Genomic DNA, 26,917 nt, shown 5'->3' with positions numbered 1-26,917 from the left:
CCTCAGTAGCCTGAGCCTCATGAGGGCTGGCTACCGGGGTCTGTTGATTCCTGATGGTCAAGGTGGCGGATGGCCTGGTAGACATCGGGCCTGCGGTGTTTGAGGTAGTGGCCCCAGGCCAAACCCAGTACCCCGGAGCCCATGATGACTGCTGGCATGACATAGACCAGGGGGGAGCCGTCTTGGGAGCCGATCATGATGTCAAAGTTCCAGAGAATGAGGAAGGCAACTACCGCAAGGGCCAGCGCCGAGACTCCGGGGGCTATGAGGCGCACCCAGAGGGAATGGTCGGCTGGATTGCGGGCGAACCAGCAGATGACTGCTACTGAGGTGATGGTCAGTAGAAAGACCAGCCCAAAGGCTGCCGCGTTGGTGAACCAGGTAAAGAGGGTCAGTACCGGGTAGAGCTCCCCGTGCTCAGAGTTTTGGCCCAGGACGGCAAAGATCAGCAGGACCAGTAGGGCTAGGACGGTCTGTAGAGCTGACCCGTAGAGGGGGGAACCTGATGTGCTCGCCCGCCCTAGTAGGCCTGGCAGCACGCGTGACCTGCCCAGGGAGAAGAAATAGCGGGCAGCAGCATTATGGAAGGCCAGCAGGGCGGCAAAAAGACTGGTGATGAAGAGAGCGTTAGCGGTGTGTGCCAGGGCGGGTGAGCGTTCAGCCAGCCAGACAAAAACCAGATCTGGCCCGTATTCCTGAGCCTGAGCGATGATGGCGCTTGGCCCTACTCCCATGGCAAAAGCCCATGCCGTGCCAGCGTAGAAGAGGGCAATGAGGGTCACTGCAATGTAGGTTGCTCTAGCAACAGTTCGTTTGCGGTCTTTGACCTCTTCTGAATAGATAGCACCGGATTCAAAGCCCATAAAAGCGGCAATGCTAAAGGCTAAGAGAACTCCGATGCCGGTGGTGAAAAAATCCTGTGGCTCGATGGTCTGGCTAGAGATCCCCTCGGGTGGCTCTGTGAGGGCGAGGGCGCTGACGATGATAACTACCAGGAACTCGAGGGCTACCAATAGTCCCAGGATTTTTGCTGACAGGTCAATGCTGGCAACTCCGAGCAAACCTACACATACCCAGCCCAGCAGGGCCGCGACCCACCAGGAGATGTGGATGCCAAAGAGGGTGCTGAGAAAGGCGGCCAGGGAGAAGCCAAAGAGCCCGTAGAGGCCGCACTGCATGAGGTTATAGGAGACCAGCGCCAAGATGGCAGCGGCGATTCCCTGGCGGTTACCCAGCCCTTCGGTGATGTAGGCGTAGAAGGCCCCCGCGTTGGAAATAGAGCGGCTCATGGCCACGTAGCCTACGGTGAAGAGCAAGATGATGAGCCCGATGGCTAGATAGCCCAGGGGCACCCCCAGAATCCCTGCAACAGCAAAGTTGGTGGGGACTCCACCGGCTAGCACGGTCAGTGGTGCCGAGGCCGCAATAATCATGAAGACCAGGGCCGTGGTTCCTATGCCCGGTCGGGTCTGCTGAAGGTTCTGGGGCACTGGGGGCCTCCCATCTGTGAGTAGTCTTACTGGAAGACTCCGTTGAAGTAGTCGCTGATGCCCTGCAGGTCATTGAGGGGTAGCACTGCGGCCACATACTGGTCGGGGCGCACGATGATGACAGCACCATCGCGGCTAATAGCGCGTTGCTCAAAGATATCTTCTTCTGGCAGGCGGCAGTAGATGTTCTCCCAGTACTCCACCTGGTGCTGGCCAACTAGCGGGCGGAAGGCCGCTGGTACATCGGTGACCTCAAACTCGGTGTGGACCTGTTGGTAAATCACCAGGGGCTCAATGAGCGCGTCAAAGTCTTGGCCCTGGGCCCGGAACTTCACGAAAGGTGATTGGGGGTCCGAAACGAGGAAGTCGCTCAGGGTTCGTACCGCAGAATCTTCTGCGGCGGGGTGGGCTGCATCTGCAAAGACGTAGAGCCGGTAACGACCGTCGGCAGTGGCCTCGTGGCCCAGGTGCCGGGGGTAGGAATTCTCCCGCCGATTGACCCGGGCCGAGCGGAAACGCTTACCCACCGGGAAGCCTTCAGCCAGGTGCTGGTGCTCGGTGCCACCGGTCAGTAAAGAGGGCTTATAGCAGGTCATAAAGCCGGCCGGGAACTCGGCTGTCTTGACGTAGAACTCTTCGAGGTATTCGGGGCTGGGGAGGTCTTCGGGTTTGGTGGCCATGAGGGTTGACCACTCTTTGTCAAAGTTGATCAGGTCCTGGGCTACTTCCTGGCGTTCTTCCGAGTAGGTTTCGAGCAGGGCTTGGGGGGCCCGGCCGCTGAGGACATGCCCCAGCTTCCAGGCGATGTTAAAGCCATCTTGCATGGAGACGTTCATGCCCTGGCCTGCTTTGGCGGAGTGGGTGTGGCAGGCATCGCCGGTGATGAAAACCCGCGGGTGGGTTTCTTCTGTGCTGCGGTCATCGAAGTGATCTGTCAGCCGGTGGCCTACTTCGTAGACCGAGTGCCAGGCAACCTCTTTAACGTCGATGCTATAGGGGTGGTAGATGGCGTTGGCACGGTCAATGATCTCTTCGATGGGGGTGGAACGTACAGCGTGGTTATCATCTGCTGGGACTTCGCCAAGGTCTACATAGACCCGGGCCAGGTGCCCACCCTCTCGGGGGATATGCAGAATAGATCCCTGGGCTGAGCTGATAGCGCACTTCATGCGCCAATCGGGAAAGTCAGTATTGACGATGACGTCCATGACGCCCCAGGCGTGGTTGGCGGCGTCCCCGGTCAGCTTGCGGCCGATGGCCTTGCGCACAGCTGAGCGGGCTCCATCGCAGCCGATGATGTATTTGGTGCGCACGCTAAACTCCTGCCCCTGCTGGGGGCCAGCGCTGTGGCACAGGCGGACTTCTAGGGGGTATTCCTGGCTTTCGTCGGTGCTCAGCCCCAGAAATTCAATGCCGTAGTCGGGGGTGATTCTGCCGGGGGAGTTGCGGGCGTATTCTGCGAAGTAGTCCAGCACCCTGGCCTGATTAACGATTAGGTGGGGGAATTCGCTGATGTCGTGGGGGTCATCGACGGGGCGGGCACCGCGAATAATGTTTTGGGGGTTTTGGGGGTCCGGCTTCCAGAAGCTCATTTCGGTGATGTGGTAGGCCTCCCGGATGACCTCTTCGGCAAAACGGAAGGCCTGGAAGGTTTCGACCGAGCGGGCCTGGATGCCGTCAGCTTGCCCGAGTTCTAGGCGGCCCTCACGGCGTTCGATGATGCGGGTATTGACGGTGGGGAATTGGGAGAGTTGGGCTGCGGCGATCATGCCGGCAGGGCCTGAGCCGACGATGAGCACATCCATTGTTTCTGGCAGGTCGCTGGGGCGGTCGATGCCGTAGCCAGCAGCTTCTTGGATGCGCGGATCGCGGGAAATATAACCGTTGTGGTGGAAGTGCATACTGCTCCTTACGGTGTGTTGGGGTACGTCCTTGTACGCCTTAGTTTGGGTGTGTTGGAAGACCCAAGCCCCCAGGGGTGTGATGTCGGTAACTAATTTGAATCATATACGATACCAGACCGGGCAACAAGGGATAGGTGCTCTTTTTACTGAGGGAGTGCTGGCCCAGGCCCGAGGGAGCTGCCCTTACTGGCTGTGCTGGCCTACCCTGATCTAGGAACGGCCTTCTAGGCTCTGGTGACTAAACTTTTACAGGGCCTTTCTAAGGGCCTATTCCGTGGGGTGTAGGTCAGAAAGTTTCTTTTTGATGAGTTCAAGGAGGGCCTGGGGGTTCTTGTTGCAGCCCTGGAGTTCCTGGGAGGTAACTAAAATACGGGACTCTTCCCCGCAGATGTAGGCGATAGCGGGTGCCTGCTCATCTGGTATCAGGGTTTTGAGCTGGGGGGTGCCTTGGTTGAGGTGCAGGGTTCTCAGGGGTAGTGGTAGGGTCTGGCAGGCTTCTTTCCACTCTTTCTTGCCCAGGGGATTGTAGCCGTGGGTGATGTCGCAGAGGGCGCAACCTTGGCGCCCGCTGACTTTCCTTAGGATGTAGGATAATTCTCCTTTGATTCCAGCATCGGCTGCATAGACTCCGATGAGGTATGGCTCCTTCATCATTTTTCCTTTCAAGCACAGAAGCGCCGAGGCTTTTGCTTTGTTGTGTGGAGGGGACTAGCTTGCCTGCTTGAAGGCTAGCTACCCTCCCCCTTGTTGTGACGCTGATTACTTGCTAATGTGTGAAAATAATATACGATTTTCGGTGAAATACCAGAGCTCGAGGAGGAGACTCTATGGCAGATCAGCCCACACCCCTACCCGCAGCCCCCGGCAAGATCATCGCTGTGCACCTGGCCTACGAATCCCGAGCCGCCCAGCGAGGCCGCCGGCCCTCCACCCCCTCCTACTTCTTCAAACCCACCAGCTCCCTGACCGGATCAGGTGAAGTAGCCCGCCCCCAAGGCACCGACTTACTGGCTTTCGAGGGCGAAATCGCCCTGATTGTAGGAAAGGAAGCCCGCTGGGTCAGCCAGAGCCAGGCCTGGGACCACATCTCCCATATCACCGCAGCTAACGACCTAGGAATCTACGACTACCGGGCCGCCGATAAGGGCTCCAACGTGCGCTCCAAAGGCCGTGACGGTTACACACCGGTAGGGCCTAACTACATTGATGCTTCTACCGTCCAACCTGACCAGCTACGTGTGCGCACCTGGGTCAACGGCCAACTCCGCCAGGAAAGCGGAACCACCGACCAAGACCTAATCTTCCCCCTGGCCCAGTTCGTGGCAGATCTATCCCAGCATATGACCCTAGAGCCCGGCGACATTATTCTCACCGGCACCCCGGCAGGTTCCTCGGTGCTGGTTCCCGGCGACCTAGTCGAGGTGGAGGTAGATGCCCCCACTGCCCCCGGTTCCCCCACCAGCGGCAAGCTCTCCACCCGCGTTATCGAAGGGGAGGGGAACTTTGACCCGGATCTGGGCAACCTGCCTGCCACCACCGAAACCCAGGTTGAAGAAGCCTGGGGCTCCCGCCAGGAAGCAGGCCTACCAGAGAAGCCGGCCCTCAGCCAGGAAACCCGCGCCCTGCTCCAGGAGCTACCCACCGCTGGCCTCTCGGCCCAGCTCCGAGCCCGCGGCCTCAACAACGTTGTGATTGAAGGGGTCTACCCCCAGACCCCCGGAACCAAGCTGGTAGGTACCGCCAAAACCCTGCGCTTTGTCCCTAACCGTGAGGACCTCTTCAAGAGCCACGGTGGCGGCTACAACGCTCAGAAACGCTGTTTTGACAGTGTCCAAGCCGGGGAAGTCATCGTCATTGAGGCACGGGGAAGCTCCCAGTCAGGCACCCTGGGCGACATCCTAGCCCTGCGGGCCCAGCACCGGGGAGCTGCCGGTGTTGTGACAGACGGCGGTGTACGCGACTACGCAGAAGTCCAAAGGATCGGCCTGCCCGTCTTTAGCCAGGGCCCCCACCCGGCTGTCCTGGGCCGCCGCCACGTCCCCTGGGAATCAGATGTTGCCATAGCCTGCGGAAACGCCACCGTCTTACCGGGAGACGTCATCGTAGGTGATGATGACGGGGTTATCGTGATCCCCCTAGATCTGGTCGATGAGGTAGCCGCCGCCGCCCAGGCTAAGGAAGAAGAAGACGCCTGGGTAGCCCAGCGCGTAGCCCAAGGCAACCCCGTGGATGGGCTCTTCCCGCCCACCGGACAGTGGAAGGAAGCCTACCAGGCCTTCGTCCAGTCCCAGCAGGGAAGCGAATAGCCCTGTGAGCCACCAGAGAAGGGCTAGGCTGTCCAAAGCGGAGAGCGCCTACCAATGGATCCGAGAGAAAATAGTCGGCCAAGAGTTCGCCCCGGGCCACAGGCTCACCCTCTCGAGTCTGGCCGCTGAATTAGAGATGTCAGTGGTCCCGGTGCGTGAAGCTATCCGCCGCCTTGAAGCCGAAGGCCTAGCCACCTTCGAGCGGAACGTAGGTGCCCGGGTTGCCATGGTTGACCAGTCCGCCTACACCCACAGTATGCAGGTGCTAGGCCTCTTAGAGGGGCGGGCTACAGCCCACTCAGCACCCCACCTGAGTGCCCAGAAACTCGAACAAGCACGGGAACTGAACACCCAGATGGAGGCCCTCCTTGAAGACTTTGACCCCAAAGCCTTTACCGAACTCAACTACCGCTTCCACCAGATCCTTTGCTCAGCCTGCCCCAACGACAGGCTCCTCGAGCTGGTTGCCATTGAGTGGGACCGCCTCAGCCATCTGAGAGAATCAACCTTCTCTTTTGTACCCGCTAGAGCCCAGGAGTCTGTCAGCGAGCACAATCGCATGCTGAGCCTCATCGAATCCGGGGCCAAGGAACAAGAGATTGAGACCGTTGCCCGCCAGCACCGTCAAGCGACCCTCTCCAGCTACCTCAAGAGCACCCACTAAAAATTTTTCATTCTTCAGATTCAACACCACCAAGGAGTTAGCCCGTGAGCACACCCAACACCACCCTCCCCGCAGGTCTACCCGACCGAATCCAGCACTACATCAACGGTCAGTTCGTTGACTCCCTAGACGGCGAAACCTTCGACGTACTCAACCCCGTGACCAACCAGCCCTATATCCAGGCCGCCAGCGGTAAGAAAGAGGACATCGAGGCCGCCGTAGCTGCCGCCCGCCAAGCCTTCACCAGCGGCCCCTGGCCCACCATGCTGCCACGCGAGCGCGCCCGGGTACTCATGAAAATCGCTGACATTGTGGAATCCCGTGAAGAAACCCTAGCCCAGATGGAGTCCTTCGACTCCGGCCTACCCATCACCCAGGCCAAGGGCCAGGCTCGCCGTGCCGCCGAGAACTTCCGCTTCTTCGCCGACCTGATCGTGGCCCAAACCGACGACTCCTTCAAAGTACCGGGCCGCCAGATCAACTACGTCAACCGCAAGCCCATCGGTGTCGCCGGCCTGATCACCCCCTGGAACACCCCCTTCATGCTGGAATCCTGGAAGCTAGCCCCCGCCCTGGCCACCGGTAACTGCGTGGTCCTCAAACCCGCCGAATTTACCCCCCTCTCAGCCTCCCTCTGGGCAGGAATCTTTGAGGAAGCCGGCCTGCCGGCAGGTGTCTTCAACCTGGTCAACGGCTTCGGTGAAAGCGCCGGAGACGCCCTGGTTAAACACCCGGACGTTCCCCTGATCTCATTCACCGGCGAATCCAAGACCGGCCAGATCATCTTCGCCAATGCCGCCCCCTACCTCAAGGGCCTGTCTATGGAGCTGGGCGGTAAGTCACCGGCCGTTGTCTTTGAGGACGCTGACCTAGAGACCGCCATTAACGCCACCATCTTCGGGGTTTTCTCCCTCAACGGCGAGCGCTGCACCGCAGGCTCCCGCATCCTGGTCCAGCGCAGTATCTACCATGAGTTCGTGGAACGCTACGCCGCCCAGGCCAAGCGCGTCAAAGTAGGCCTACCCTCAGATCCGGCCACCGAAGTCGGTGCCCTGGTCCACCCCGAACACTACGAGAAGGTCATGTCCTACATCGAGATCGGCAAGAGTGAAGGCCGCCTGGTCGCCGGTGGCTCCCGCCCCGAAGGGTTTGATCAAGGCAACTTTGTGGAGCCTACCGTCTTTGCCGACGTAGCCCCCGATGCCCGCATCTTCCAAGAAGAAATCTTCGGCCCCGTCGTTGCAATCACCCCCTTCGACACTGATGAAGAAGCCCTAGAGCTGGCTAACAACACCAAGTACGGCCTGGCCGCCTACATCTGGACCTCCAACCTACAGCGGGCCCACAACTTCTCCCAGGCAGTAGAGGCAGGCATGGTCTGGCTCAACTCCAACAACGTCCGCGACCTACGCACCCCCTTCGGCGGTGTTAAGGCCTCCGGCCTGGGCCATGAGGGTGGCTACCGCTCCATCGACTTCTACACCGACCAGCAGGCCGTACACATCAACCTGGGCGAGGTCCACAACCCCGTCTTCGGTCAAGCCAACTAAGCCAGTTAGCACCGGTGCCCGGTAGCCTGGCGAGGATGCCAAGCCACCGGGCCTAAGAAAAGAAAGCATAACCATGTCACCCAATTTTGTTGATTACCCCGTTATTACACCCGATGAGAACGCCCCCGATATCGTCCGCTGCGCCTCCATGGAGCTGGTGGTCACCGACCTGGAACGCTCCCGCGACTTCTACGTCGATGTCCTGGGCCTTGTCGTCACCGAAGAGGACGAGAACACCATCTACCTGCGCTCTCTAGAAGAGTTCATCCACCACAACCTGATCCTGCGCAAGGGAGAAACCCCGGCTGTTGCCGCTTTCTCCTACCGGGTCCGCACCCCAGAGGACCTGGATAAGGCCGAAAAGTTCTATGAATCCCGCGGCTGTGAGGTCCGCAGGAAGAAAGAAGGCTTCGTCAAAGGACTAGGCGATTCCGTACGCGTCCTTGACCCCCTGGGCTTCCCCTACGAGTTCTTCTACGATGTTGAACACGTCGAGCGCCTGGCCTGGCGTTACGAACTGCACACCCCCGGTGCCCTCGTCCGCCTGGACCACTTCAACCAGGTCACCCCGGATGTGCCCCGGGCTATCTCCTACATGGAAGATCTAGGTTTCCGCGTCACCGAAGACATTCAGGACCAGGCCGGCACTGCCTACGCCGCCTGGATGCGCCGCAAACCCACCGTGCACGATACCGCCATGACCGGCGGTGACGGCCCCCGCATGCACCATGTGGCCTTCGCAACCCACGAGAAGCACAACATTATCGCCATCTGCGATAAGCTCGGTGCCCTACGCCTGTCCGATCACATTGAGCGCGGCCCCGGCCGCCACGGTGTCTCCAACGCCTACTACCTCTACCTGCGCGACCCGGACGGTCACCGCGTTGAGATTTATACCCAGGACTACTACACCGGTGACCCCGACAACCCCCGCGTGACCTGGGACGTCCACGATAACCAGCGCCGTGACTGGTGGGGCACCCCGGTCGTGCCCTCCTGGTACACCGATGCCTCCCGCGTCCTCGACTTGGACGGCAACCTGGTGCCCCTGGTAGAGCGCACCGATGATTCTGAACTGGAACAAACCATCGGCGCAGACGGCTTCTCTTACACCCGCTCAGATGAGGGTGAGGAATCCATGCCTGACTGGAAGAAGGGTGAATACAAGCTGGGCCACCAGCTCTAAAGACCGAAAATACAATAAGTTCGGTGCTTGAGGGATATGCTCTAGCCAACTAAGCCTCTTGGGACTCGCGCGGAGCGCTCGTCCCAATTCACGCCAGACCCAGCCAGTTGGCGGTGAGCATATCCCTCAAGCGCCTCTCGCAGTATTGAAAGCTAGCTATGCTCACTGAAGAACAACTCACACAGATTGCCGATGACCTGGCCCAGGCCGAAAAGAACCGCACCATGATCCCGCGCCTGACCGCCAGCTACCCCGAGATGACCGTGGAAGATTCCTACGCGGTGCAACAGATGTGGCGCGCTCGCGCTGAAGCCGCCGGTCGTAGGCTGGTGGGCCGCAAAATTGGGTTGACCTCCAAGGTCATGCAGGAGGCCACCGGCATTACCGAACCGGACTACGGTGTTATCTTCGCCGACCAGGTTTATGAGAATGGGTCGGTTATTGAGCACGCCCAGTATTCCAATGTGCGGATTGAGGTGGAGCTGGCCTTCGTCCTCAAAGAAGACCTGGCCGGCCCCCACGCCACCATCTTTGACGTTCTGCGTGCCACCGAGTATGTGGTTCCTGCCCTAGAGATCTTGAGCTCTCGCATTGAGATGGAGGGCCGCACCATTGTAGATACCATCAGTGATAACGCGGCCCTGGGTGCCATGGTCTACGGAGGCAACCCGGTAGACCCGGCCTCCGTTGATTTGCGCTGGATTTCGGCTTTGCTCTACCGCAACGAGCAGATTGAGGACACCGGGGTAGCAGCCGCCGTACTCAACCACCCGGCCAATGGGGTTGCCTGGTTAGCCAATAAGCTGGCCGCCCACGGGGACAGTTTGAAGGCCGGTGAGATAATTCTGGCAGGCTCCTTCACCAAGCCCATGTGGGTGCACCCCGGCGATACCGTGCACGCCGACTACGGGGATTTGGGGGCAATCACATGTCGCTTCAGCTAAACCCGCCTTTTGCTCAGACCCTGCGGGACTTGGGCCGCCCAGCGGTCGGCATGTGGGTCTGTTCCGGGTCGCCGGTGGCCGCCGAGATTTGCGCCGGTTCGGGCATGGACTGGCTCCTGGTGGACGCCGAACACGGGGTTGTGAGCCTAGAGACCGTCCAAGAGCTTTTGCAGGTGGCGGCGGCCTACCCGGTGCAGAGTGTGGTGCGCCTGCCCTCCCTGGACGTGGTTGCTATCAAGCAGTTCTTGGACGCTGGTGCCCAAAACCTGCTGATCCCTATGGTCGATGATGCGGCTGCCGCTGAACTGGCGGTGGCCGCCACCCGCTACCCGCCTGCCGGTGTGCGCGGGGTGGGTTCTGCCCTGTCCCGGTCGGCCCGCTGGGGTGGGGTAGCTGGCTACCTGACCGAGGCTGAGAAGTACATTTCGCTTTGTGTGCAGATTGAGTCTGCTACCGCTGTTGAGAACGCGGCAGAGATTTGTGCGGTGGAGGGCCTAGCCGGGGTCTTTGTGGGGCCTTCTGATTTGGCGGCCTCTATGGGGCTGTTGGGCCAGCAGAATCACCCGGACGTGGTGGCTGCGGTTAAGCGGGTAATCGGGACGGCTCGGGCGGCCGGCCTGCCTGTGGGCGTGAACGCTTTTGACCCGCAGATAGCGCAGGACTACCTGGATGCTGGTGCTGACTTTATTCTGGTAGCCGCCGACGTGCAGTTACTTGCCCTGGAGTCTAAGAAGCTGGCGGCTCGCTTCATCAGCGGTTATTCTGCTGATTCTCAGCCTGCCGGGGGCGGCACGGACGTGGGCTACTAGCCCCACCCTCATCGAGATGCGCGGGTTTCCTTCTAGATGTGCGAGGAACCCGATCGCTTGGAAGGAAACCGCGCACCTCCCAGCACAAGGCACACTGGGTATTTCAGGTATACCCGAAATTAACCGTCAAAACAGTTGCAATTTCGGGTATAGTCGAAATATGGCTGAACTGTTTGCGCGTGACCGATACCTTGAATTCCTGACAAACATTGACGACCCCGCCCTCGTCCGCATCATCACGGGAGTACGTCGCTGCGGTAAATCAGCCCTCCTCAGTATGTACCGAAGCTACCTCATCGCCCAAGGTGTAGGCCCCTCACAAATCCTCACCATCAACTTTGAGGATATGGCCTACGATCACCTGCGTAATGCTCAGTCCTTTCACGACCACGTCCTGGACGCCATCAATAACAGCGAGATCCGCTACCTCCATATTGACGAGGTCCAAGAACTCAGTGACTGGGCCCGGGTCATTAACTCACTGCGAACCCGGGAGAACCTAGAAATATGCGTTACCGGCTCGAACGCCTCCCTGTTCGTCTCAGAATCAATGACCTACCTCGCGGGCCGCTACATTGAAATCCCCATGTACCCGCTGTCGCTTGCAGAGTTCACTCGCTTCCGCCAAAAAATTGGGGTGACCTACACGGGGGTTGAGCAGGCCTACCAGCAGTGGCTTCGCTGGGGCACTTTTCCCGCTTCGGCAATAACGCACGATGAGGAAACCGTCAGGCAGCTCAACAGCGGCCTTTTTGACTCAATCTTTACGCGCGATATTGCCTTGCGGGGGCAGATTAGGGATACAGAGACTTTTCTGCGTGTTGCCCGTTTTGTCTTCAACAACGCAGGTTCTGAGCTCTCAACTCTCTCTATTGTGAAACAGCTCAGGGCCCAGGGCCGCGGTGCGTCGTCAGAGCTGGTGGACCGCTACCTACAACTCATGGTGGATGCACACCTGCTGTACCGGTGCCGCCGGTATGACACTCAGGGTAAGCAATGGTTGCGGACTAGCGGGAAGATGTATTTCGTGGACCCTGGCCTGCGCAATTCTCTTCTGGGGTCACGCGACTTTAACCGGGGCCGGGACCTAGAGAATATGGTGTTTTTGGAGTTGAAGCGGCGCGGCTTTGAGGTGATGACTGGCCAGGTGCCCGGTGGCGAGATTGATTTTGTGGCGCGCCGTGATGGGCACGCTCTCTACCTTCAGGTGGCTCTTTCTACCGATTCTGAACAGACTTTAGCCCGTGAGCTGGCTCCTTTTGATCGCCTTCCGGCGGGGGCTCATTGTCTTTTGCTGACAGGCGATAGATTCGCCCCAGCAACGGGTGAGGTGAAGTGGCGGGACGTGTTTGATGTGCTAGCGGGTGCTCCCCTGTAGCGGGCAACCCCCTCATCGAGATGCGCGGTTTTTCTTGTGCTATAGGAATGAATATGTTTATTTGAACCAACCTCTAAATTAAACAATATTGGTGATATTTTTTATTAAATAAAACGCATGTGCTATTATTTATATTGAGATTTATTCATAATGTAATCAGGCTCACGCTCCTTGCCGACCCTCTCGCCTGGTTCGCTACGCTCACGCGGCGATTCACGCCAGCCCCAACCAGCAATTTCGCTGTGAGCCTGCCTTACCTACCCCTTATGAATAACCCTCATTGTACATATTTAATATTTTTGTTTTAAGGATAAAAATGTTACCAAAAATTTTTGAATCACCAGAAAATACGTTGTATTCAGTCGTTTGTGATGATATTGAAAGTATCCCAACCGCTCTTTGTGATATAGATTTTCTAAAGTCTATTAAGAGAGTCCCGTCTAAATGGGTTACAGTGGTTGAATTTCATCGCGGAGAAAATTTCAGTCGTGCCCTATCTGTTTTTCTTGCGCCAGAGAATATATCTGAAAATGCATTAGGTTCTCCTAGTGGCTCTTGGATTAAAAATGTTGGCCACTTTTCCGTGTCCGAACAATCTGATGGAACTATAGTCTGTGACGGCATGGAATGTAATTATGAGTTGGAGGGAGAAAGGTTCTTAGCCCAAGTGAGAGAACCTGACTGGGGAGGTTTTCCACCCCAACTTGAAATTTCTCATCCATATATCTGGTACTGGGACGCTTATAAAACTGAAAATGGATGGAAATATCTTGATTCTAGTGGGGGTGAGCATGAACTAATTCGATACAAGTTAGGGGATGCTTCTTGGCATGTTGAGTTTTCATCTGCTGAACTGCAAAGATATTTATTTACGACAAATCAAGTAGCTGTAGTCCAATTTGACTGTAAAAAATATAGTCGATTTGAGGAATTTGCAGATAAGACTGTTGAGGTTAAGGAGAATTGGGTTGTAGGTATGTATGATGCGACTTCGCGACCTCAGTTTCTACATGGCAAAGCGAGTTCTTTTGCGAGAGTTATGGGAAGATTCCTCATATCTCCTCGGGAAACAAAGGTTTTACCCGCATTACTTGATGATGAGCTTATGCCCGGCTACCCTGAACTCATTTATTCTGTTGACAGTAATACTGGTGAGGAAATTTCTTTTACGTCAGACCCTGATAAACTTTCAAATTATTTTGGTAAAAACCCTGATGCCCCTCACTATTTACAGCCTGTATACTTTAAATCTGAAGTTCTGCATCGTTATAGAAGTCATCCGAGTAAATATGAGGTCACTGATAGCGAGGTGAGCTGTTTTAGGTTGTGGTCAGTAGATATTTCAGTTAATGATGAAGGTATGGTTATTGTCTACCTGGGGGATTTTGGGAAAAAAATTCCCTGGCAGGAATGGGATTACTGGATTGCCTATAATGTTCCACCTTCAGGGGGTATACCGTCAGACCGCATAAAGCGCGACTTTTATAATATTCCTGCCTCTCCTGAGAGTCCAATGGTTGTTTTGAAAGATAAATATAGAGAAATTAACTCTTTATCTGAAGAAAAATTTGGTTTTATATTCTGGAAAGAACTAGAAAAGGAAGACGAAAGGAGTTTTCGGTCGCTATATGGGTTGGCGGGGAATGACTACACGCATTTCAAAGATGCTGTTTTGTTGCTTTCCAAAGTTCTTGTTGATTCTCTAAATAAGAAGGAAATGGAAAAGCGCATTGACTTAGGTGAAGAAAAACCAATGGGCCTTGTGGTTCTGAATAAATATTTGGAGGCTCTAGGTGATACACAGAAATCGTCAGATAACTTGCATAAGTTGCAGAGACTGCGTTCGGCAGGGGGTGTAGCTCACAGGGGTAACTCCGATTCGATGAAGCCATATAAATCTTTGGGGCTTACTCGCAATGACCCACATAAAGACTTTAATATACTTATCGGTAAGGTCAACGAGTCATTGACGGCAATACATCAGCTACTATCTGTTGCTATCTGCGATAAGTCGTGAGATACAGAGGCCTATTTAAATAGTGGCTAGGTTTGTTCTGCCAACTGGTAGACCTGCCCTAGCAGGGCGTGGGACGGGCAACCCCTCATCGAGATGCGCGGGTTTCCTTCCAGATGTGCGAGGAACCCGCGCATCTGGAAGGAAACCACGCATGTCCCAGCCTGGGTGGCCTTACTTCCCCTTAAAAACCGGCTTGCGTTTCTCGGTGAAGGCGGCGAAGCCTTCGGCGTAGTCGGCGGAGGCACACAAGTCGCCTTGGGCGCGGTTCTCGGCTTCCACGGACTCCCAGAGGCCCACCCGCGCGTCGCGCACCTGCGCCACCAACTGCTTAGAGGCCAGGAAAGCCCCCGTAGCACCGGCGGCTACCTGTGCCACCTTGGCACGGGTAAAGTCCAGCAACTCATCGGCGGGCACCACCCGGCTAAAGAGCCCAGCGGCCACAGCCTCAGCACCGGACATTAAATCGGCGGTATAAATCAGATCCAGGGCCCGGTGAGCACCCAGACGTTCCACAAAGAGAGCATGGCCGCCAGAGTCCAAGGTGGCCCCCAGCTTGGCGAAAGGCGAGCCAATCTTGGCAGTATCAGCCACATAGACCACGTCCGTAGCAATGGCCAGGCCCAGGCCAACACCCAGGCAGGGGCCTTGAACCGCCGCGAAAGTGGGGGCGGGGAAGGCACTCATCTTCTTCAAGAGCGGGCTAACCTTACCGGACAGGTAGTCGTAGGCATCATCCTCGGCAGGAACCAACCCGGCAATGTCCCTCCCGGCGCAAAAGCCGCGCCCCTCCCCGCGTAAGAGCAGGGCGCGCACACCGGCTGTAGCGGCCTCATCGTAGGCAGTCGACAGGTCAGCTAGGGCCGCCTCGTTCAGGGCGTTCATCTTAGCCGGGGCCTTCAAAACCACCTCTGCAATACCGCCTTCTACAGTCAGCTCAATCATGCTCATGGTTACCCCTCCTAGGCGTCAAAGTCCACGCTGACAGCATCGGAGCAGGGGCGGGACTGGCAGGTGAGAATATAGCCGGCATCTACCTCGTCCTTTTCCAGGGCGTAGTTTTCGTCCATATCCACCTGGCCGCTTATGACCTTAGCCCGACAGGTGCCGCAGACACCGCCGGCACAGGCGAAGGGAACATCCGGGCGTACCCGCAAGGCTGCATTCAAAAGGGTCTCATGGGCTGAAACAGGAGACTCCACAGAAGCTGAGGTTCCATCCAGAGTGAAAGAAATGGAGTAGTTTTTACCGTCCGGGTCTGTTTCCACGGAACGGCCCTGCTGGCCAGCAGGTTTCTCTGGCTTACCGGTGGTGAACAGCTCAAAACGTACCTTGTCCTGATCCACTCCACGCTCGGCCAGGGTGTCCCGGCAGAGCTGGACCAGTTCGAAAGGCCCGCAGAGGAACCATTCATCGGCCCTGTCTACCTGGATGACGTGATCGAGTAGGGCCTGGAGCTTCTCATCGTCAATACGGCCGCTCATGAGCGGGTTGATGCGCTGTTCGCGGGAGAGCACATGGTGAACCGCGAAGCGGGTGGGGTAGCGGTCTTTGAGGTCCCCGATTTCTTCGGCAAACATGACATCCAGGGCGGACTTGTTGGCGTAAACCAGGTCAAAGGTGCTGGCTTGGCTGGCCGAAAGTACAGCCCGGGCGATAGCCATGATGGGGGTGATGCCGGAGCCAGCGGCAAAGGCTACCAGGTGTTGCCCCCCGTTGGCATCCGCCTCCTGAGCTATGTGCTGGGGGTCGTTAAGGCTGGTGACGGTGCTCTGAGAAACAAAGGCCCCCTGGGGGTTCATGACGTCGATGATCTGCCCTGGGGCGAGGGTGTCATTGGCCCAGTTAGAAAAAAGACCGCCGAAGTCCCTTTTGATGGCGACCTTAATTTCACCGGGGGTAGGCTCGGCGCAGATGGAGTAGGAGCGGCGAACCTCTTGCCCATCAATCTGTGCGCGCAGGGCTACATATTGGCCGGGTAGGTAGTTGTAGTCTTCTACAAGGTCATCGGGCACGGAGAAGGTCACTTCAACGGAGTCCTTGGTGAGTTTGCGTACCCCGGCAACGGTCAAGCTGTTAAAGCTGGCTCGGCGGCGGGTGGGTGTCTCGGTCATAGCGGGTGCAGTCCTTAGTGAATCTTGAAGTAGTCAAAGGGCTCGCAGCAGGCGGTGCACTGGTAGAGAGCCTTACAGGAAGTGGAGCCAAAGCGGGTGAGTTCTTTGGTAGCTAGGGAGTGGCAGCGGGGGCACTTGACCGCCAGCCCCAGGGTCACCGGCCCCGCGGCGGCTTGCCCGCTGGGTGGGGCAATACCGTACTCTGCCAGGCGGTCTTTACCTGCCTGACTCATCCAGTCGGTGCTCCAGGCCGGGGAGAGTACCAGCTCCACCTGCGGTATCTGCTGGCCGTGATCTGTGAAGACCTGGCGGATGCTGGCGGTAATACTTTCCATGGCCGGGCACCCGGAGTAGGTGGGAGTGATGACGACTATCGGCTGGCCGTCCTTGCCGTAGCGGGCCGCGCGTAGGATGCCCAGGTCGGCTATGGAGAGTACCGGGATTTCGGGGTCAGCTACCTTGGCGGCTAGCTCCCATAGGGTAGCGTCAGAGCCGGCGGGCGCCGGGACGGCACTTTCGGCCTCCCGGGGCGGGGCTGCGTAGCCGGAGTCCTGGTCAAAGCCGAAGCTGAAGTCAATTCCGGCGCTAGCGGCTTGGCTAGCGTTTGTCATCGGGGCACCTCCTTGTGCGTGTGGTCAGCTAGCGGGGGCGGTAGGGCCGGGAGCACCGGGGTGCTCCCGGTTTTTACCAGGTGGCGCCGGGGTGGGCGCGGGCCAGTACCTGCATCTCTGCCAGGATGTGCCCGCGGTGTTCGCTCATGACTCCGGAGCGGTCGCCGCCGCGAGCCTGATCAAGGTTGGGCACCTCTAGCTGAGCTTCACCGATGATGGTGTGCAGGCGCTCTTGGAACCTTTGGCGCAGGCTTGAGGGGGCCACCGCGATACCCGCTAGTTGGTCTACCGGGTCAAAGTCGTAGAAGAGCTCATCAATGTAGGGCCACATGTAGTAGAGGCCCTCCTGCATACGGCGGTTTGACTCCTGGGTGCCCATGCCCAGTCGCAGGGTCCAGGCGGTGGCGTGGTCCTGGTGGTAGGCCACTTCTTTCAGGGCCTTGGCGGCAATGGCGGCCAGGGTGGGGTCCTGGGAGTTGACCAGCTGGGAGTAGAGCTCGTGCTGGTAGTAGGAGAAGATGAGCTGGCGGGCGATAGTCTGCCCAAAGTCCCCGTTTTCCTGCTCGGTCAGGCGGGCCGAACGGAATTCTTCTTCGTCGCGGAAGTAGGCCAGGTCGTCTTCGGTCTTGCCCCAGGCTGTTCCTGCGTAGGTCAGGAAGAAGCGGGCGTGCCCAATCAGGTCCAGGGCGATGTTGCCCAGGGCGATATCTTCTTCTAGTTCTGGTGCCCGTGAGATCCAGTGGGAGAGGCGCTGGCCTAGCATGAGGGCGTCGTCGCCCAGGGCTAGGGCGTAGCGGGCTACTGCATCACTGGCCTGCACTCCGGAGGCGGTGATGTCCTCAGCCAGGATTGATTCTCCTTGGCTGTGGTGGGTTGCTGAGTCTGAGGAGGCCATGCTCATAGGTGCTTAACCCCCTCGCTGGTGGTGTAGTAGGTGGCGTGGCGGTAGCTCTTACCCTGGGCCGACTCAAAGAAGCCGCCCTTGGAGTCGGGGTCTGAGGCCAGGATTGCTTGGGCAGGGACCACCCAGATGCTGGTGCCTTCGTTGCGGCGGGTGTAGAGATCACGGGCGTTACGCAGGGCCATGGTGGCATCGGGTGCGTGCAGGGAGCCTGCGTGAACGTGGGAGAGGCCGCGTGATGAACGGACGAAGACTTCCCAAAGGGGCCATTCGTTGGAGTCGGGTAGGTGTGTGATGTTCTCGGTCATCTTTATGCTCCCAGGAGTTCTGCGTGTTGCTCTGCTGTTTTGCGTGCGTAGGCGGCGGCTGCTTCGCGTACCCAGGCGCCCTCCTCGTGGGCGGCACGGCGGCGTTGCATACGCTGGACGTTGCAGGGGCCTGCCCCGGAGATTACGGAGTGGAATTCATCCCAGTCCAGGGGGCCGTGGTCGTAGTGGCCGCGCTCTTCGTTCCATTTGAGGTCCGGGTCGGGCAGGGTCAGGCCCAGAGCCTCGGCCTGGGGGACCAGCATGTCAATGAAGCGCTGGCGTAGCTCGTCGTTGGAGAAGCGTTTGATGTTCCAGGCCATGGACTGCTGGGAGTTGGGGGAGTCGGCATCCGGAGGGCCGAACATTTGTAGGGCGGGACCGTAGAAGCGGTTGACGGCGTCCTGGGCCATTTTCTTTTGGGCTTCTGTGCCGTGGGAGAGGGCGTAGAGAATTTCCCAGCCCTGGCGCTGGTGGAAGGATTCTTCCTTGCAGATGCGGACCATAGCTCGCCCGTAGGGGCCGTAGGAGGCGCGGCAGAGGGGGACCTGGTTGCAGATGGCGGCTCCATCGACGAGCCAGCCGATAGCGCCCATGTCAGCCCAGGTACGGGCGGGGTAGTTGAAGATGGAGGAGTATTTGGCTCGGCCCTCAAGCAGTTGTTCGTTGAGGATGTGGCGGGGGGTGCCGAGGGTTTCAGCGGCGGAGTAGAGGTAGAGCCCGTGTCCGGCCTCATCCTGCACCTTGGCCATGAGGATAGCCTTGCGTTTGAGGGAGGGGGCGCGGGTGATCCAGTTGGCTTCGGGTTGCATGCCGATGATTTCGGAGTGGGCGTGCTGGGAGACCTGGCGGGTGAGTGTCTTGCGGTACTTTTCGGGCATCCAGTCGCGGGGTTCGACGCGGGAGTCCTCTGCGATGAGCCGGTCAAAGTAGGCCTGCTCGGTGCTGGTGTCCCCTGGTGCGGGTTGGTCTACTGCTGTGAGGTGAGGGTTAGTTGTCTCTGTGGTCATGGGCTGGCTCCTTGCGGGGTGTGGGGGAGGGGCTTCCCCCAGTCAAAAATAATTACTGACCGTTCGTTCAGAATATAGTGTTTCGTGGGTCACGGTCAAGAAACCGGCTGGCGTGCCGGGCCAGCTGATGGGTTTTCTCTCTGGGGGTGTGAACTGACGCTGTCTTGCTCAGAGAGAGGTGGGTAGAGTGGGCAGTGGCGAAAAGTATTTATCGGGGCTAGAGACAGGCCCCGCTGGCGGCAGTGTGGCCGACCTGGCGGCTGGGTCTTGGGCCCAATCATTGAGAGGAAAGATCATGGTGGACGTAGCAGATCAGAGCCTTCTGGTGCAGCAGTGCGGGAGCCTGGGGGTGATTACCCTCAATAGGCCCCGTGCCGTTAATGCCTTGAACTACCAGATGATGCAGGGCCTGAATGCGGCCTTGGATCGGTTTGAGGCTGATCCGGGCGTGTGTGCCGTGCTGGTGCGCGGAGCTGGTGAGCGTGGCCTGTGCGCCGGGGGAGATATCGTAGCTCTCTACCGGGCTATGAAGGATGCCCCGCAGGAGGGTGTGGAGTTCTTTCGCTACGAGTACGCTCTCAACCTGCGACTTTCCCGCTACCCTAAGCCCTATATTGCCCTGATGGACGGTTTGGTGCTGGGCGGGGGCCTGGGGGTTTCTGCCCACGGTTCTCACCGTTTAGTGACTGAGCGGACCCGCGCCGGTATGCCCGAAACGGTGATTGGTTTTAGCCCGGATGTAGGTGTTCTTAATATTCTGGCCCGGGCACCTCAGCATCTGGGGGTGCTGATGGCGCTGACTGGTTTGCATGTGGGCGGGGCCGATGCCCTAGCAGTGGGCTTGGCTGACTTTTTTATTCCCTCAGCCAGGGTTGATGACCTGGTGGGAGCGCTATCTGGGGTGGCTGACAGTTCTGAGGTTGACGGTGTGCTGGCCGGGATGCAGGTTGACGCTGGCGCTTCCCCGCTGGCTGCCCAGGCCGCCTGGGTGCAGCAGGCCTTTGCCGCTGATTCGGTAGAGCAGATCAGGGAGAGCGTGCGGCAGGTGGTTGCGGCTGGGGGAGAGAGCGCTGAGTTTGCTACAAGAGTTCTGGGGGCTATGGAGCAGAATAGCCCCACGGGCATGAAGGTGGCTTTGGAGGCGGTACGGCGTGCCGCCACCCAGAGCTTGGCTCAGACCCTCAATCAGGATTTTGTGACCACCTGTAGGGCTATGGAAGGGCACGATTTGAGTGAGGGGATTCGAGCCCAGGTCATTGATAAGGACCGGAATCCGGCCTGGTCCCCCGCTCGCCTTGAAGAGGTGGGCGGGGGCACGGTCCTGGCCTTCTTTGAGCCAACCGATGCGGGGGAGCTGGGGCTGGCTTAGGAGAAGAGAGGAGAGGGGGTGCGGTCACCTAAACCCTCGGGGGCAGGTGGGGGCTATTCTCCTACGTTCTGTGTCTGTAGAGGGCTTTGCGGTGCCGGATAACAAGACCCCCTAGAGTGTTGCACATCTCACTAAAATGTGAAACAGTGGGTCTAAACAATAACTGACCGAATGGTCACTAAATTCTTGTGGAGGTTATGTGGCCCCCCAGCACCCCATGCTCAAGCAGGACCAGGCCAGTCACTGGATGGGCATCCGCCTGCTCACCGTTGAGCCAGGCCATGCCATCATCGAAATGGACATCCGAGACGAAATGGTCAACGGCTTCGGCATGGTGCACGGGGGCATGACTTTCGCGTTCGCAGATACCGCCTTTGCCCTGGCCTGCAACAGCAGTGACCCAGAGGAACTAGCCCAAAGCATCACGGTCGGAACAGGCGTGGACATCAACTATCTTGCCCCAGCCTACCGAGGGCAAACCCTGCAAGCAGAAGCCACACTCACCCACCGCACCGGGCGAACCTGCCTGGTCGATGTCACCGTCACCTGCAAGCAGAAGCTCATCGCTGAGTTTCGCGGGCGCGGGCGGTCAATCACCCCTCCAGCTCCCACCACGGAAGGACACCCAGCATGAGCACCACCCCGCACTCTACCTGTAGCGTAGAGAACCCCTACAACCCCGCACCCCGCGCCACAGACCCAGCCCAGCCCGACCCCGAAGAGCTGGCCAGCCGGGACCAGATCGAAGCCCTACAGTTTGAGCGCCTGCGCTGGACCCTGCACTACGCCTACGAGAACGTCCCCGCCTACAAGGAACTCTACGACTCCCACGGCGTTCACCCCGGCGACTTTAAAGAACTCGACGACCTCAAACTCTTCCCCTACACCGACAAAGAGTTCCTCCGCAAGGCCTACCCCTTCAAAGCCTTCGCGGTGCCCATGAGCGATGTCCGCCGCATCCACGCCTCCTCGGGTACTACCGGCCAGCCCACCGTGGTTGGCTACACCGAAAACGACATTGCCACCTGGAGCTCCCTGGTGGCCCGCTGCTTCCGTTTCTCCGGCATTAAACCCGGCTACAAGGTGCACAACGCCTACGGTTACGGCCTCTTCACTGGTGGGCTGGGTGCCCACTACGGTGCCGAACGCCTGGGTGCTGCCGTTATCCCCATGTCCGGTGGCCAGACCGAGAAGCAGGTTCAGCTCATCCAAGATTTTGAACCCGATGCCATCCTTTCAACTCCGACCTATCTGCTGACCATTGCAGATGCCTTCCGTAAACAGGGGATTGACCCGCAAGAAACTTCCCTCAAAACAGCTGTGCTTGGTGCCGAGCCCTGGACTGCGGAAATGCGCTACGAGATTGAAAAGACCTTCGGAACCCTCAAAGCCTGCGACATTTACGGGCTATCTGAGGTCATGGGCCCCGGTGTGGCCGGGGAGTCCTTTGAAACCCAGGACGGCTCCCACATCTGGGAGGACCATTTCCGCCCCGAAATCATCGACCCCTTTGATGACACTGTGCTTGATATGGGCCGCCCCGGTGAGCTGGTCTTTACCTCCCTGACTAAAGAGGCCCTGCCCATTATCCGCTACCGCACCCACGATTTGACCCGCCTCCTGCCCGGTACCGCCCGCCCCGGCCACCGCCGCCTGGGGCGCATCACCGGTCGTAGCGATGACATGATTATCTTGCGCGGGGTTAACCTCTTCCCCTCCCAGGTGGAAGAGCTCGCCCTGCAGCAGCCTGAGCTCTCGCCCCACTTTGCCCTGGAACTGACCCGCCCGGGCCGTATGGACGAGATGACTGTGCGCATTGAACGCCGCGAAGAGGTCACGCTCGAAGCCGCCCAGGAAGCCGGCAAGCGGCTCCTGCACGATATCAAAACCAAGATTGGTTCCACCTGCCAGATTGAGGTGCTAGACCCGGAGGTTCTGCCCCGCTCGGTAGGTAAGATTCGCCGTATCTACGACTACCGTAACAAGCCCAAGGGCAATGAGTAGGCTGGTCCGCTTAAGTTAGCATGTAGGGAGCCCCCGCTAGATGGGGGCTCCCTACTGCTGATGTGAGAGGACCACCCGTGAGCGCTCAGCCTACCGTCACCACTCAGACCGGTGCCCGTGTCAAACGAGGCCGCCCCGGCTACGACCGCCAAGAGGTACTGCGGGTCTGCGTTGAGGCTTTCAACGAGCACGGCTACGACGCCACCAGCATGGACATGCTGGCTAAACGGCTGGGGCTGACTAAGAGCGCAATCTACCACCATGTCACATCCAAAGAGGAGATCCTGCGCACGGCCCTGGACCGGGCCCTCGATGCCCTCGAAGAGGTTTTTGAAGCCGGTGAGGTGCTAGAAGCTGACCCCAGAGAGCGCCTAGAGTTTGTGGTCCGTCAAACCGTCTTTGTGCTCGCTGAACACCTGCCCTCGGTCACCTTGCTCCTCAGGCTCAAGGGCAACACCCCGGTGCAAGAGGCGGCCCTGGATAAGCGCCGTGCCCTGACCGTGCGCCTCGCCGCCCTGGTCGCGGCGGCCCAGCAGGCGGGGCAGGTGAGGGAAAGCGCGGACGCCCGCACCCTGGCCCGCCTGATTTTCGGCATGATTAACTCCCTGGCGGTCTGGTACGACCCGGATCGCGGAGGGGATGTTGAGGCCCTGGCCGACGCCGTAGTCGACATGGCCTTCCGGGGCATTGCGGTTGAACCTTAAGGCCCAAGCTAGAAGGGGAAAGAAAGTAGTCAAACTGAGTATTCGTTACCTCACGATCCCAGCTAAGAGCTAGGAGGGGCACCGGTCTTGTGCAACCGGCCCCTCCCGTTTCCCGTCTCTAGTACTGAGAGTTTTTAGTCCTCGCTCATCTCCTGCATAGGCCAGGTTTTAGCGACCAGGGTGAGCACATCGTAGGTGGCGACGACTTCGTCCTTCTGATTGTGCAGAACAGCGTCCCAGGTGACCTCGCCGTAGTCGTCGGTAACGCGCGGAGTAATCTTCTTAGCGGTCAGTGTCACCCGGATAGCGTCATCGTAGGTGACCGGTGTGATAAAGCGCAGATTCTCCAAGCCGTAGTTAGCCAGTACCGGGCCCGGTGCAGGGTCCACAAAGAGGCCTGCCGCCCACGAAACCAGCAGGTAGCCGTGAGCCACCCTGCGCGGGAAGAAGGGGTTAGCGGTAGCTGCCTGCTCATTGGTGTGGGCGTAGAACATATCCCCGGTTTCCTGCGCGAACGCCGTGATATCCTCCAGGGTCACCGTGCGCAGGTCAGAAGCGAACTGATCCCCGATCTCCAGCTCCGCCAGAGACTTGCGGAAGGGGTGGACCCCCTGCCCGGCCTCCACCTGGGCACGAGTCACCGTGCGAGCATCCGCCCCGCTATGCCAGACCCCGGTCAGGGCAGTGAGCTTATTGGGTGAGCCCTGAAGGGCGGTGCGCTGCATGTAATGCTTGATAGCGCGCACACCTCCCAGCTCCTCACCGCCACCGGCCCGGCCCGGCCCACCGTGAACCAGATGAGGCACCGGGGAGCCGTGCCCCGTAGAAGTCTTAGCGTCCTCACGGTCTAGAATCAGTACACGCCCGTGGTGGGCGGCAATGCCCAAAGCCAGTTGGCGGGCCACAGCATCGTCGTGGGTGCAGACTGTAGCAACCAAGGAACCAGCGCCCAGGGCTGCCAGCTCCACCGCTTCCGCTACATCCTGGTACTCAAGTACGGAGGTCACCGGCCCAAAAGCCTCTACCGCGTGAACCTCAGGGGTTCGAGCATCAGCAAAGGTCAGCACAGTCACCGGGTAGAAGGAGGGGCCCTCGGGGGCCTGCCCCTGGAAGGCGACCTGACCGCCTGCGGCAACCAGCCGCTCTACCGCTGCGCTGACCTCCGCTTTCTGCTCGGGTGAAGCCAAGGAACCCATGGTCACGCCCTCAGCCTGTGGATCGCCCACTACAACGCGGCCCGAAATTTTAGCGGCAAGAGCTTCAACGACCTCACCGGCACGTCCCTGCGGGACCAGCACCCGGCGGATAGCCGTACACTTCTGACCGGCCTTAGCGGTAATCTCCACCATGACCGACTTAATGAAGGCCTCAAACTCCGGGGTATCAGCCCTTGCATCGGGGCCTAGGATCGCGGCGTTGAGTGAATCAGTCTCGGCAGTAAAGTGCAGTCCCTTAGTCTGGACGCTGGGGTGGGAACGCAGAGTCTGCGCTGTGGCAGCTGAACCGGTGAAAGCAACATGATCCCGGTAGTCCAGATGATCCAGCAGATCGCGGGCAGAGCCAGAAATAAGCTGTAGGGACCCTTCCGGTAGCAGGCCGGAATCCAGCATGATGCGCACCGTGGCCTCAGTAACATAGCCGGTGGGGGTGGCTGGCTTAACAATGGTGGGCATCCCGGCAATAAAGGCAGGGGCGAACTTCTCGAGCATCCCCCAGATGGGGAAGTTGAAAGCATTAATTTCTACCGCAACACCGGGCAGGGTGGTGTAGATATGTTCACCGATAAAGGAGCCATCGCGTGAGAGCGGTTCCAGGGCACCATCAATAATGACCTGGGCGTTGGGCAGTTCCCGGCGGCCCTTGGACGAGAAGGTAAAGAGCGTGCCAATACCGCCGTCTACATCGATGTAGTGGTCGCGGGCGGTTGCGCCGGTGGCAAAGGAGAGCGCGTAGAGTTCCTCCTTGTACTTGCCCAGGTGCAGGGCCAGCTCTTTGATGATCAGGGCGCGTTCATGGAAGGTTAGTGCGCTGAGGTTGGCCTGGCCCACGGTGCGGGCGTAGTCGATGGCCCCGGCGGTGTCGATGCCCTCGGTGGAAACCCGGTAGATGACCTCACCGGTGACGGCCTTGAGGACGTCCTGGGCCTTGGAGGGGTTTTGGGGCACCCACCAGTTACCCTTGATGAAGCTGGGGACTAGAGGGGCAGTGCTCGTCATGGGGGTTCCTTTGCTCGGTCAGGTGGTAACGCTAGGGACAGCCCGGCAAATAAGTGACCGAGCGTTCAGTTATTGCTATAAACTATAGTTCACATCACACTTGAAAGAAAGTGCCCAGCCCGCCGGGCAGAAAGGAAAACAAAAGCATGACTCAGGATGCACGCCCCGCCGACCAGGCGGAACTCTGGAAGATTAGGCTGGGGGAGCTGGATCAAAAACTGGGTGTGGAAGTACTCGAAGAGTCGGCTCAGCGGGTTGTCGCCACTATGCCCATTGAGGGGAACCGTCAGTCGCTGGGGCTACTGCATGGTGGAGCCATGCTTGCCCTGGGCGAGGCCGTGGGCTCCTGGGCAGCCGTTATTCACGCGTCCAGCATGGGCAAGGTCGCTGTAGGTGTAGATGTCAACGCCACCCACCACAAATCTTCCCGGGCCGGTACCGTGCGCGCAGTAGCGCAGGCCATCCACCTGGGGCGCTCGCTGACCACCCACGAAGTTATCATCACCCACCAGGAGAGCGGGGACCGGCTCTGCACCCTGCGAATCACCAACTTCATCAAGGGGTAGTTTCTTTATAAAGTAGCCCGCCGGGGCGGGTCCGGCAAATTTCTGCTGGGTCCATAAAATGGGTGCCCCGCTGGTTATTTTTACTAGCCAGTAATTATTTTATTAATCTTGAGATTTCTTAGCTGGCTTTCCAGGGGTTTGTTATTGCGAGTTTCTAGAATGCAGTACCGAGAACCGTTCAATACCGGCGCAGGGTCAACCACCTTCAAATCATCACGCCACATATACGTTGATGTGCCCATATAGCTATTGGCTCGATCTTCGCAATTGAGTGACTCAGAGGCTGAGTCAGCTTGTTGGTATACAACCTCACCTAAGTGGGGCTGGCCGCAACTTACTATTTTTTGTGAAGCTTGACTGCCTGCATAACATGCACGCAGGGGGTCAATCTCAGGCGAATAGTTCAAAATATTCCAAATATTCTTAATGGACGAACTCCTTGCAGGAAAAGTTGCAATACAGGATTCATTGGATTTTTCTACAGATACCTCAGGGGCAGGAATGTCGTACTCCTTATTTCCTGCGGTATAAGTGTAGAAATGATCCATAGAACAAGTATCTCTTTGGGAGACCACTTCTTGATTATGGGTGGTGTCACAAGGGGCAGCGGACCCTGCATTAAGGCATGTCCCGACTGCTAAGTCCTTGCTATCTACAGCGGGGGCGATGCTGTCTAGCGACTCTGCTGAGGGCAGTTGGCTACTCGAGGAACCTTGTGTGGTGCGAGGCTCACCCGCTGTCACTGCAATATTAAAATGTGGAGAAAGAGTAATAGAGATAAGGTTAAAAGAGACTGCAATGGAGATTCCGGCAAGGGGGAGTACAATGGCTGTTATTAATTTCTTACAGTGCTTAGTAAAAAAATTAGGCAT

At 58.4% G+C, this 26,917-nt stretch carries 24 protein-coding genes; 13 read left to right on the top strand and 11 right to left on the bottom strand.

Annotation, left to right across the window (positions count from 1 at the left end; translation table 11 throughout):
• Nucleotides 1–17 precede the first annotated feature (17 nt).
• The 3 genes from ACN085_RS07040 to ACN085_RS07030 form a co-directional block, all read right to left on the bottom strand.
• A complete protein-coding gene (locus tag ACN085_RS07040) occupies nt 18–1,490 on the bottom strand; it encodes an APC family permease (protein ID WP_419098872.1) in 1,473 nt (490 codons plus the stop codon).
• 26 nt (nt 1,491–1,516) lie between these two features.
• Complete coding sequence (locus tag ACN085_RS07035; protein WP_419105396.1) at nt 1,517–3,391, bottom strand: FAD-binding monooxygenase; 1,875 nt, start codon at nt 3,389–3,391, stop codon at nt 1,517–1,519.
• A 270-nt stretch (nt 3,392–3,661) separates the two neighbouring features.
• Entirely contained in the window at nt 3,662–4,048 is a 387-nt protein-coding gene (locus ACN085_RS07030) for a hypothetical protein (RefSeq protein WP_419111035.1), read from the bottom strand.
• A gap of 173 nt (nt 4,049–4,221) precedes the next feature.
• Between ACN085_RS07030 and ACN085_RS07025 the strand changes: the two genes are divergently transcribed.
• From ACN085_RS07025 to ACN085_RS06990, 8 genes are all read left to right on the top strand, one after another.
• Nucleotides 4,222–5,700, top strand: coding sequence for a fumarylacetoacetate hydrolase family protein (locus tag ACN085_RS07025; protein ID WP_419111034.1), 1,479 nt, complete (start codon nt 4,222–4,224; stop codon nt 5,698–5,700).
• Between the two features lie 4 nt (nt 5,701–5,704).
• Nucleotides 5,705–6,364 carry a GntR family transcriptional regulator gene (locus tag ACN085_RS07020; protein ID WP_419111032.1) on the top strand — a complete coding sequence of 220 codons (660 nt, stop codon included), beginning with the start codon at nt 5,705–5,707 and terminating at the stop codon, nt 6,362–6,364.
• 44 nt (nt 6,365–6,408) lie between these two features.
• Nucleotides 6,409–7,914 (top strand): 5-carboxymethyl-2-hydroxymuconate semialdehyde dehydrogenase, encoded by a 1,506-nt coding sequence (hpaE, locus tag ACN085_RS07015; protein ID WP_419111031.1) that lies wholly within the window; start codon nt 6,409–6,411, stop codon nt 7,912–7,914.
• A 73-nt stretch (nt 7,915–7,987) separates the two neighbouring features.
• The gene (hpaD, locus tag ACN085_RS07010) at nt 7,988–9,100 is read left to right on the top strand and encodes a 3,4-dihydroxyphenylacetate 2,3-dioxygenase (protein ID WP_419098878.1); all 1,113 of its coding nucleotides are present in this window, start codon (nt 7,988–7,990) and stop codon (nt 9,098–9,100) included.
• 158 nt (nt 9,101–9,258) lie between these two features.
• On the top strand, nt 9,259–10,044 hold the full coding sequence (gene hpaH / locus ACN085_RS07005; RefSeq protein WP_419111030.1) for a 2-oxo-hept-4-ene-1,7-dioate hydratase: 786 nt from the start codon (nt 9,259–9,261) through the stop codon (nt 10,042–10,044).
• Complete coding sequence (locus ACN085_RS07000) at nt 10,029–10,853, top strand: HpcH/HpaI aldolase family protein (protein ID WP_419111029.1); 825 nt, start codon at nt 10,029–10,031, stop codon at nt 10,851–10,853. The genes hpaH and ACN085_RS07000 overlap by 16 nt, the downstream gene beginning before the upstream one ends.
• Nucleotides 10,854–11,013: 160 nt before the next feature.
• Nucleotides 11,014–12,231, top strand: coding sequence for an ATP-binding protein (locus ACN085_RS06995; protein ID WP_419111028.1), 1,218 nt, complete (start codon nt 11,014–11,016; stop codon nt 12,229–12,231).
• Between the two features lie 316 nt (nt 12,232–12,547).
• Entirely contained in the window at nt 12,548–14,248 is a 1,701-nt protein-coding gene (locus ACN085_RS06990) for a hypothetical protein (protein WP_419111027.1), read from the top strand.
• A gap of 171 nt (nt 14,249–14,419) precedes the next feature.
• Here ACN085_RS06990 and ACN085_RS06985 read toward each other — a convergent pair whose 3' ends face one another.
• From ACN085_RS06985 to paaA, 6 genes are all read right to left on the bottom strand, one after another.
• A complete protein-coding gene (locus ACN085_RS06985) occupies nt 14,420–15,190 on the bottom strand; it encodes an enoyl-CoA hydratase/isomerase family protein (RefSeq protein WP_419111054.1) in 771 nt (256 codons plus the stop codon).
• Nucleotides 15,191–15,207: 17 nt separating this feature from the next.
• On the bottom strand, nt 15,208–16,359 hold the full coding sequence (gene paaE / locus ACN085_RS06980) for a 1,2-phenylacetyl-CoA epoxidase subunit PaaE (RefSeq protein ID WP_419111026.1): 1,152 nt from the start codon (nt 16,357–16,359) through the stop codon (nt 15,208–15,210).
• A gap of 14 nt (nt 16,360–16,373) precedes the next feature.
• A complete protein-coding gene (gene paaD / locus ACN085_RS06975; protein ID WP_419098884.1) occupies nt 16,374–16,970 on the bottom strand; it encodes a 1,2-phenylacetyl-CoA epoxidase subunit PaaD in 597 nt (198 codons plus the stop codon).
• A gap of 73 nt (nt 16,971–17,043) precedes the next feature.
• Nucleotides 17,044–17,871 carry a 1,2-phenylacetyl-CoA epoxidase subunit PaaC gene (gene paaC / locus ACN085_RS06970; protein WP_419098885.1) on the bottom strand — a complete coding sequence of 276 codons (828 nt, stop codon included), beginning with the start codon at nt 17,869–17,871 and terminating at the stop codon, nt 17,044–17,046.
• Nucleotides 17,868–18,179: a 1,2-phenylacetyl-CoA epoxidase subunit PaaB gene (gene paaB / locus ACN085_RS06965; RefSeq protein WP_419098886.1), complete on the bottom strand. Its 312-nt coding sequence runs from the start codon at nt 18,177–18,179 to the stop codon at nt 17,868–17,870. Before paaB ends, paaC begins: the two co-directional genes overlap by 4 nt.
• 2 nt (nt 18,180–18,181) lie before the next feature.
• The gene (gene paaA, locus ACN085_RS06960) at nt 18,182–19,186 is read right to left on the bottom strand and encodes a 1,2-phenylacetyl-CoA epoxidase subunit PaaA (protein WP_419111025.1); all 1,005 of its coding nucleotides are present in this window, start codon (nt 19,184–19,186) and stop codon (nt 18,182–18,184) included.
• Between the two features lie 295 nt (nt 19,187–19,481).
• On the opposite strand from paaA, the gene ACN085_RS06955 reads away from it, so the two are divergent.
• The 4 genes from ACN085_RS06955 (at nt 19,482) to ACN085_RS06940 (ending at nt 23,263) form a co-directional block, all read left to right on the top strand.
• Nucleotides 19,482–20,555, top strand: a complete 1,074-nt coding sequence (locus tag ACN085_RS06955) for a 3-hydroxyisobutyryl-CoA hydrolase (protein WP_419111024.1) — start codon at nt 19,482–19,484, stop codon at nt 20,553–20,555.
• A 217-nt stretch (nt 20,556–20,772) separates the two neighbouring features.
• A complete protein-coding gene (locus ACN085_RS06950) occupies nt 20,773–21,189 on the top strand; it encodes a PaaI family thioesterase (RefSeq protein WP_419099436.1) in 417 nt (138 codons plus the stop codon).
• Complete coding sequence (locus tag ACN085_RS06945; protein WP_419111023.1) at nt 21,186–22,559, top strand: phenylacetate--CoA ligase family protein; 1,374 nt, start codon at nt 21,186–21,188, stop codon at nt 22,557–22,559. Before ACN085_RS06950 ends, ACN085_RS06945 begins: the two co-directional genes overlap by 4 nt.
• A 77-nt stretch (nt 22,560–22,636) precedes the next feature.
• On the top strand, nt 22,637–23,263 hold the full coding sequence (locus tag ACN085_RS06940; protein ID WP_419104073.1) for a TetR/AcrR family transcriptional regulator: 627 nt from the start codon (nt 22,637–22,639) through the stop codon (nt 23,261–23,263).
• Between the two features lie 134 nt (nt 23,264–23,397).
• On the opposite strand, the gene paaZ is transcribed toward ACN085_RS06940, so the two are convergent.
• Nucleotides 23,398–25,479 (bottom strand): phenylacetic acid degradation bifunctional protein PaaZ, encoded by a 2,082-nt coding sequence (gene paaZ / locus ACN085_RS06935; protein WP_419111022.1) that lies wholly within the window; start codon nt 25,477–25,479, stop codon nt 23,398–23,400.
• Nucleotides 25,480–25,625: 146 nt separating this feature from the next.
• On the opposite strand from paaZ, the gene ACN085_RS06930 reads away from it, so the two are divergent.
• The gene (locus tag ACN085_RS06930) at nt 25,626–26,045 is read left to right on the top strand and encodes a PaaI family thioesterase (protein WP_419104075.1); all 420 of its coding nucleotides are present in this window, start codon (nt 25,626–25,628) and stop codon (nt 26,043–26,045) included.
• A gap of 83 nt (nt 26,046–26,128) precedes the next feature.
• Here ACN085_RS06930 and ACN085_RS06925 read toward each other — a convergent pair whose 3' ends face one another.
• The gene (locus ACN085_RS06925; protein WP_419111021.1) at nt 26,129–26,917 is read right to left on the bottom strand and encodes a hypothetical protein; all 789 of its coding nucleotides are present in this window, start codon (nt 26,915–26,917) and stop codon (nt 26,129–26,131) included.

The sequence above is a fragment of the Rothia sp. P4278 genome, assembly GCF_048512945.1.
GTDB lineage: Bacteria > Actinomycetota > Actinomycetes > Actinomycetales > Micrococcaceae > Rothia.
This window is presented reverse-complemented; position numbering and strand designations above follow the sequence as displayed.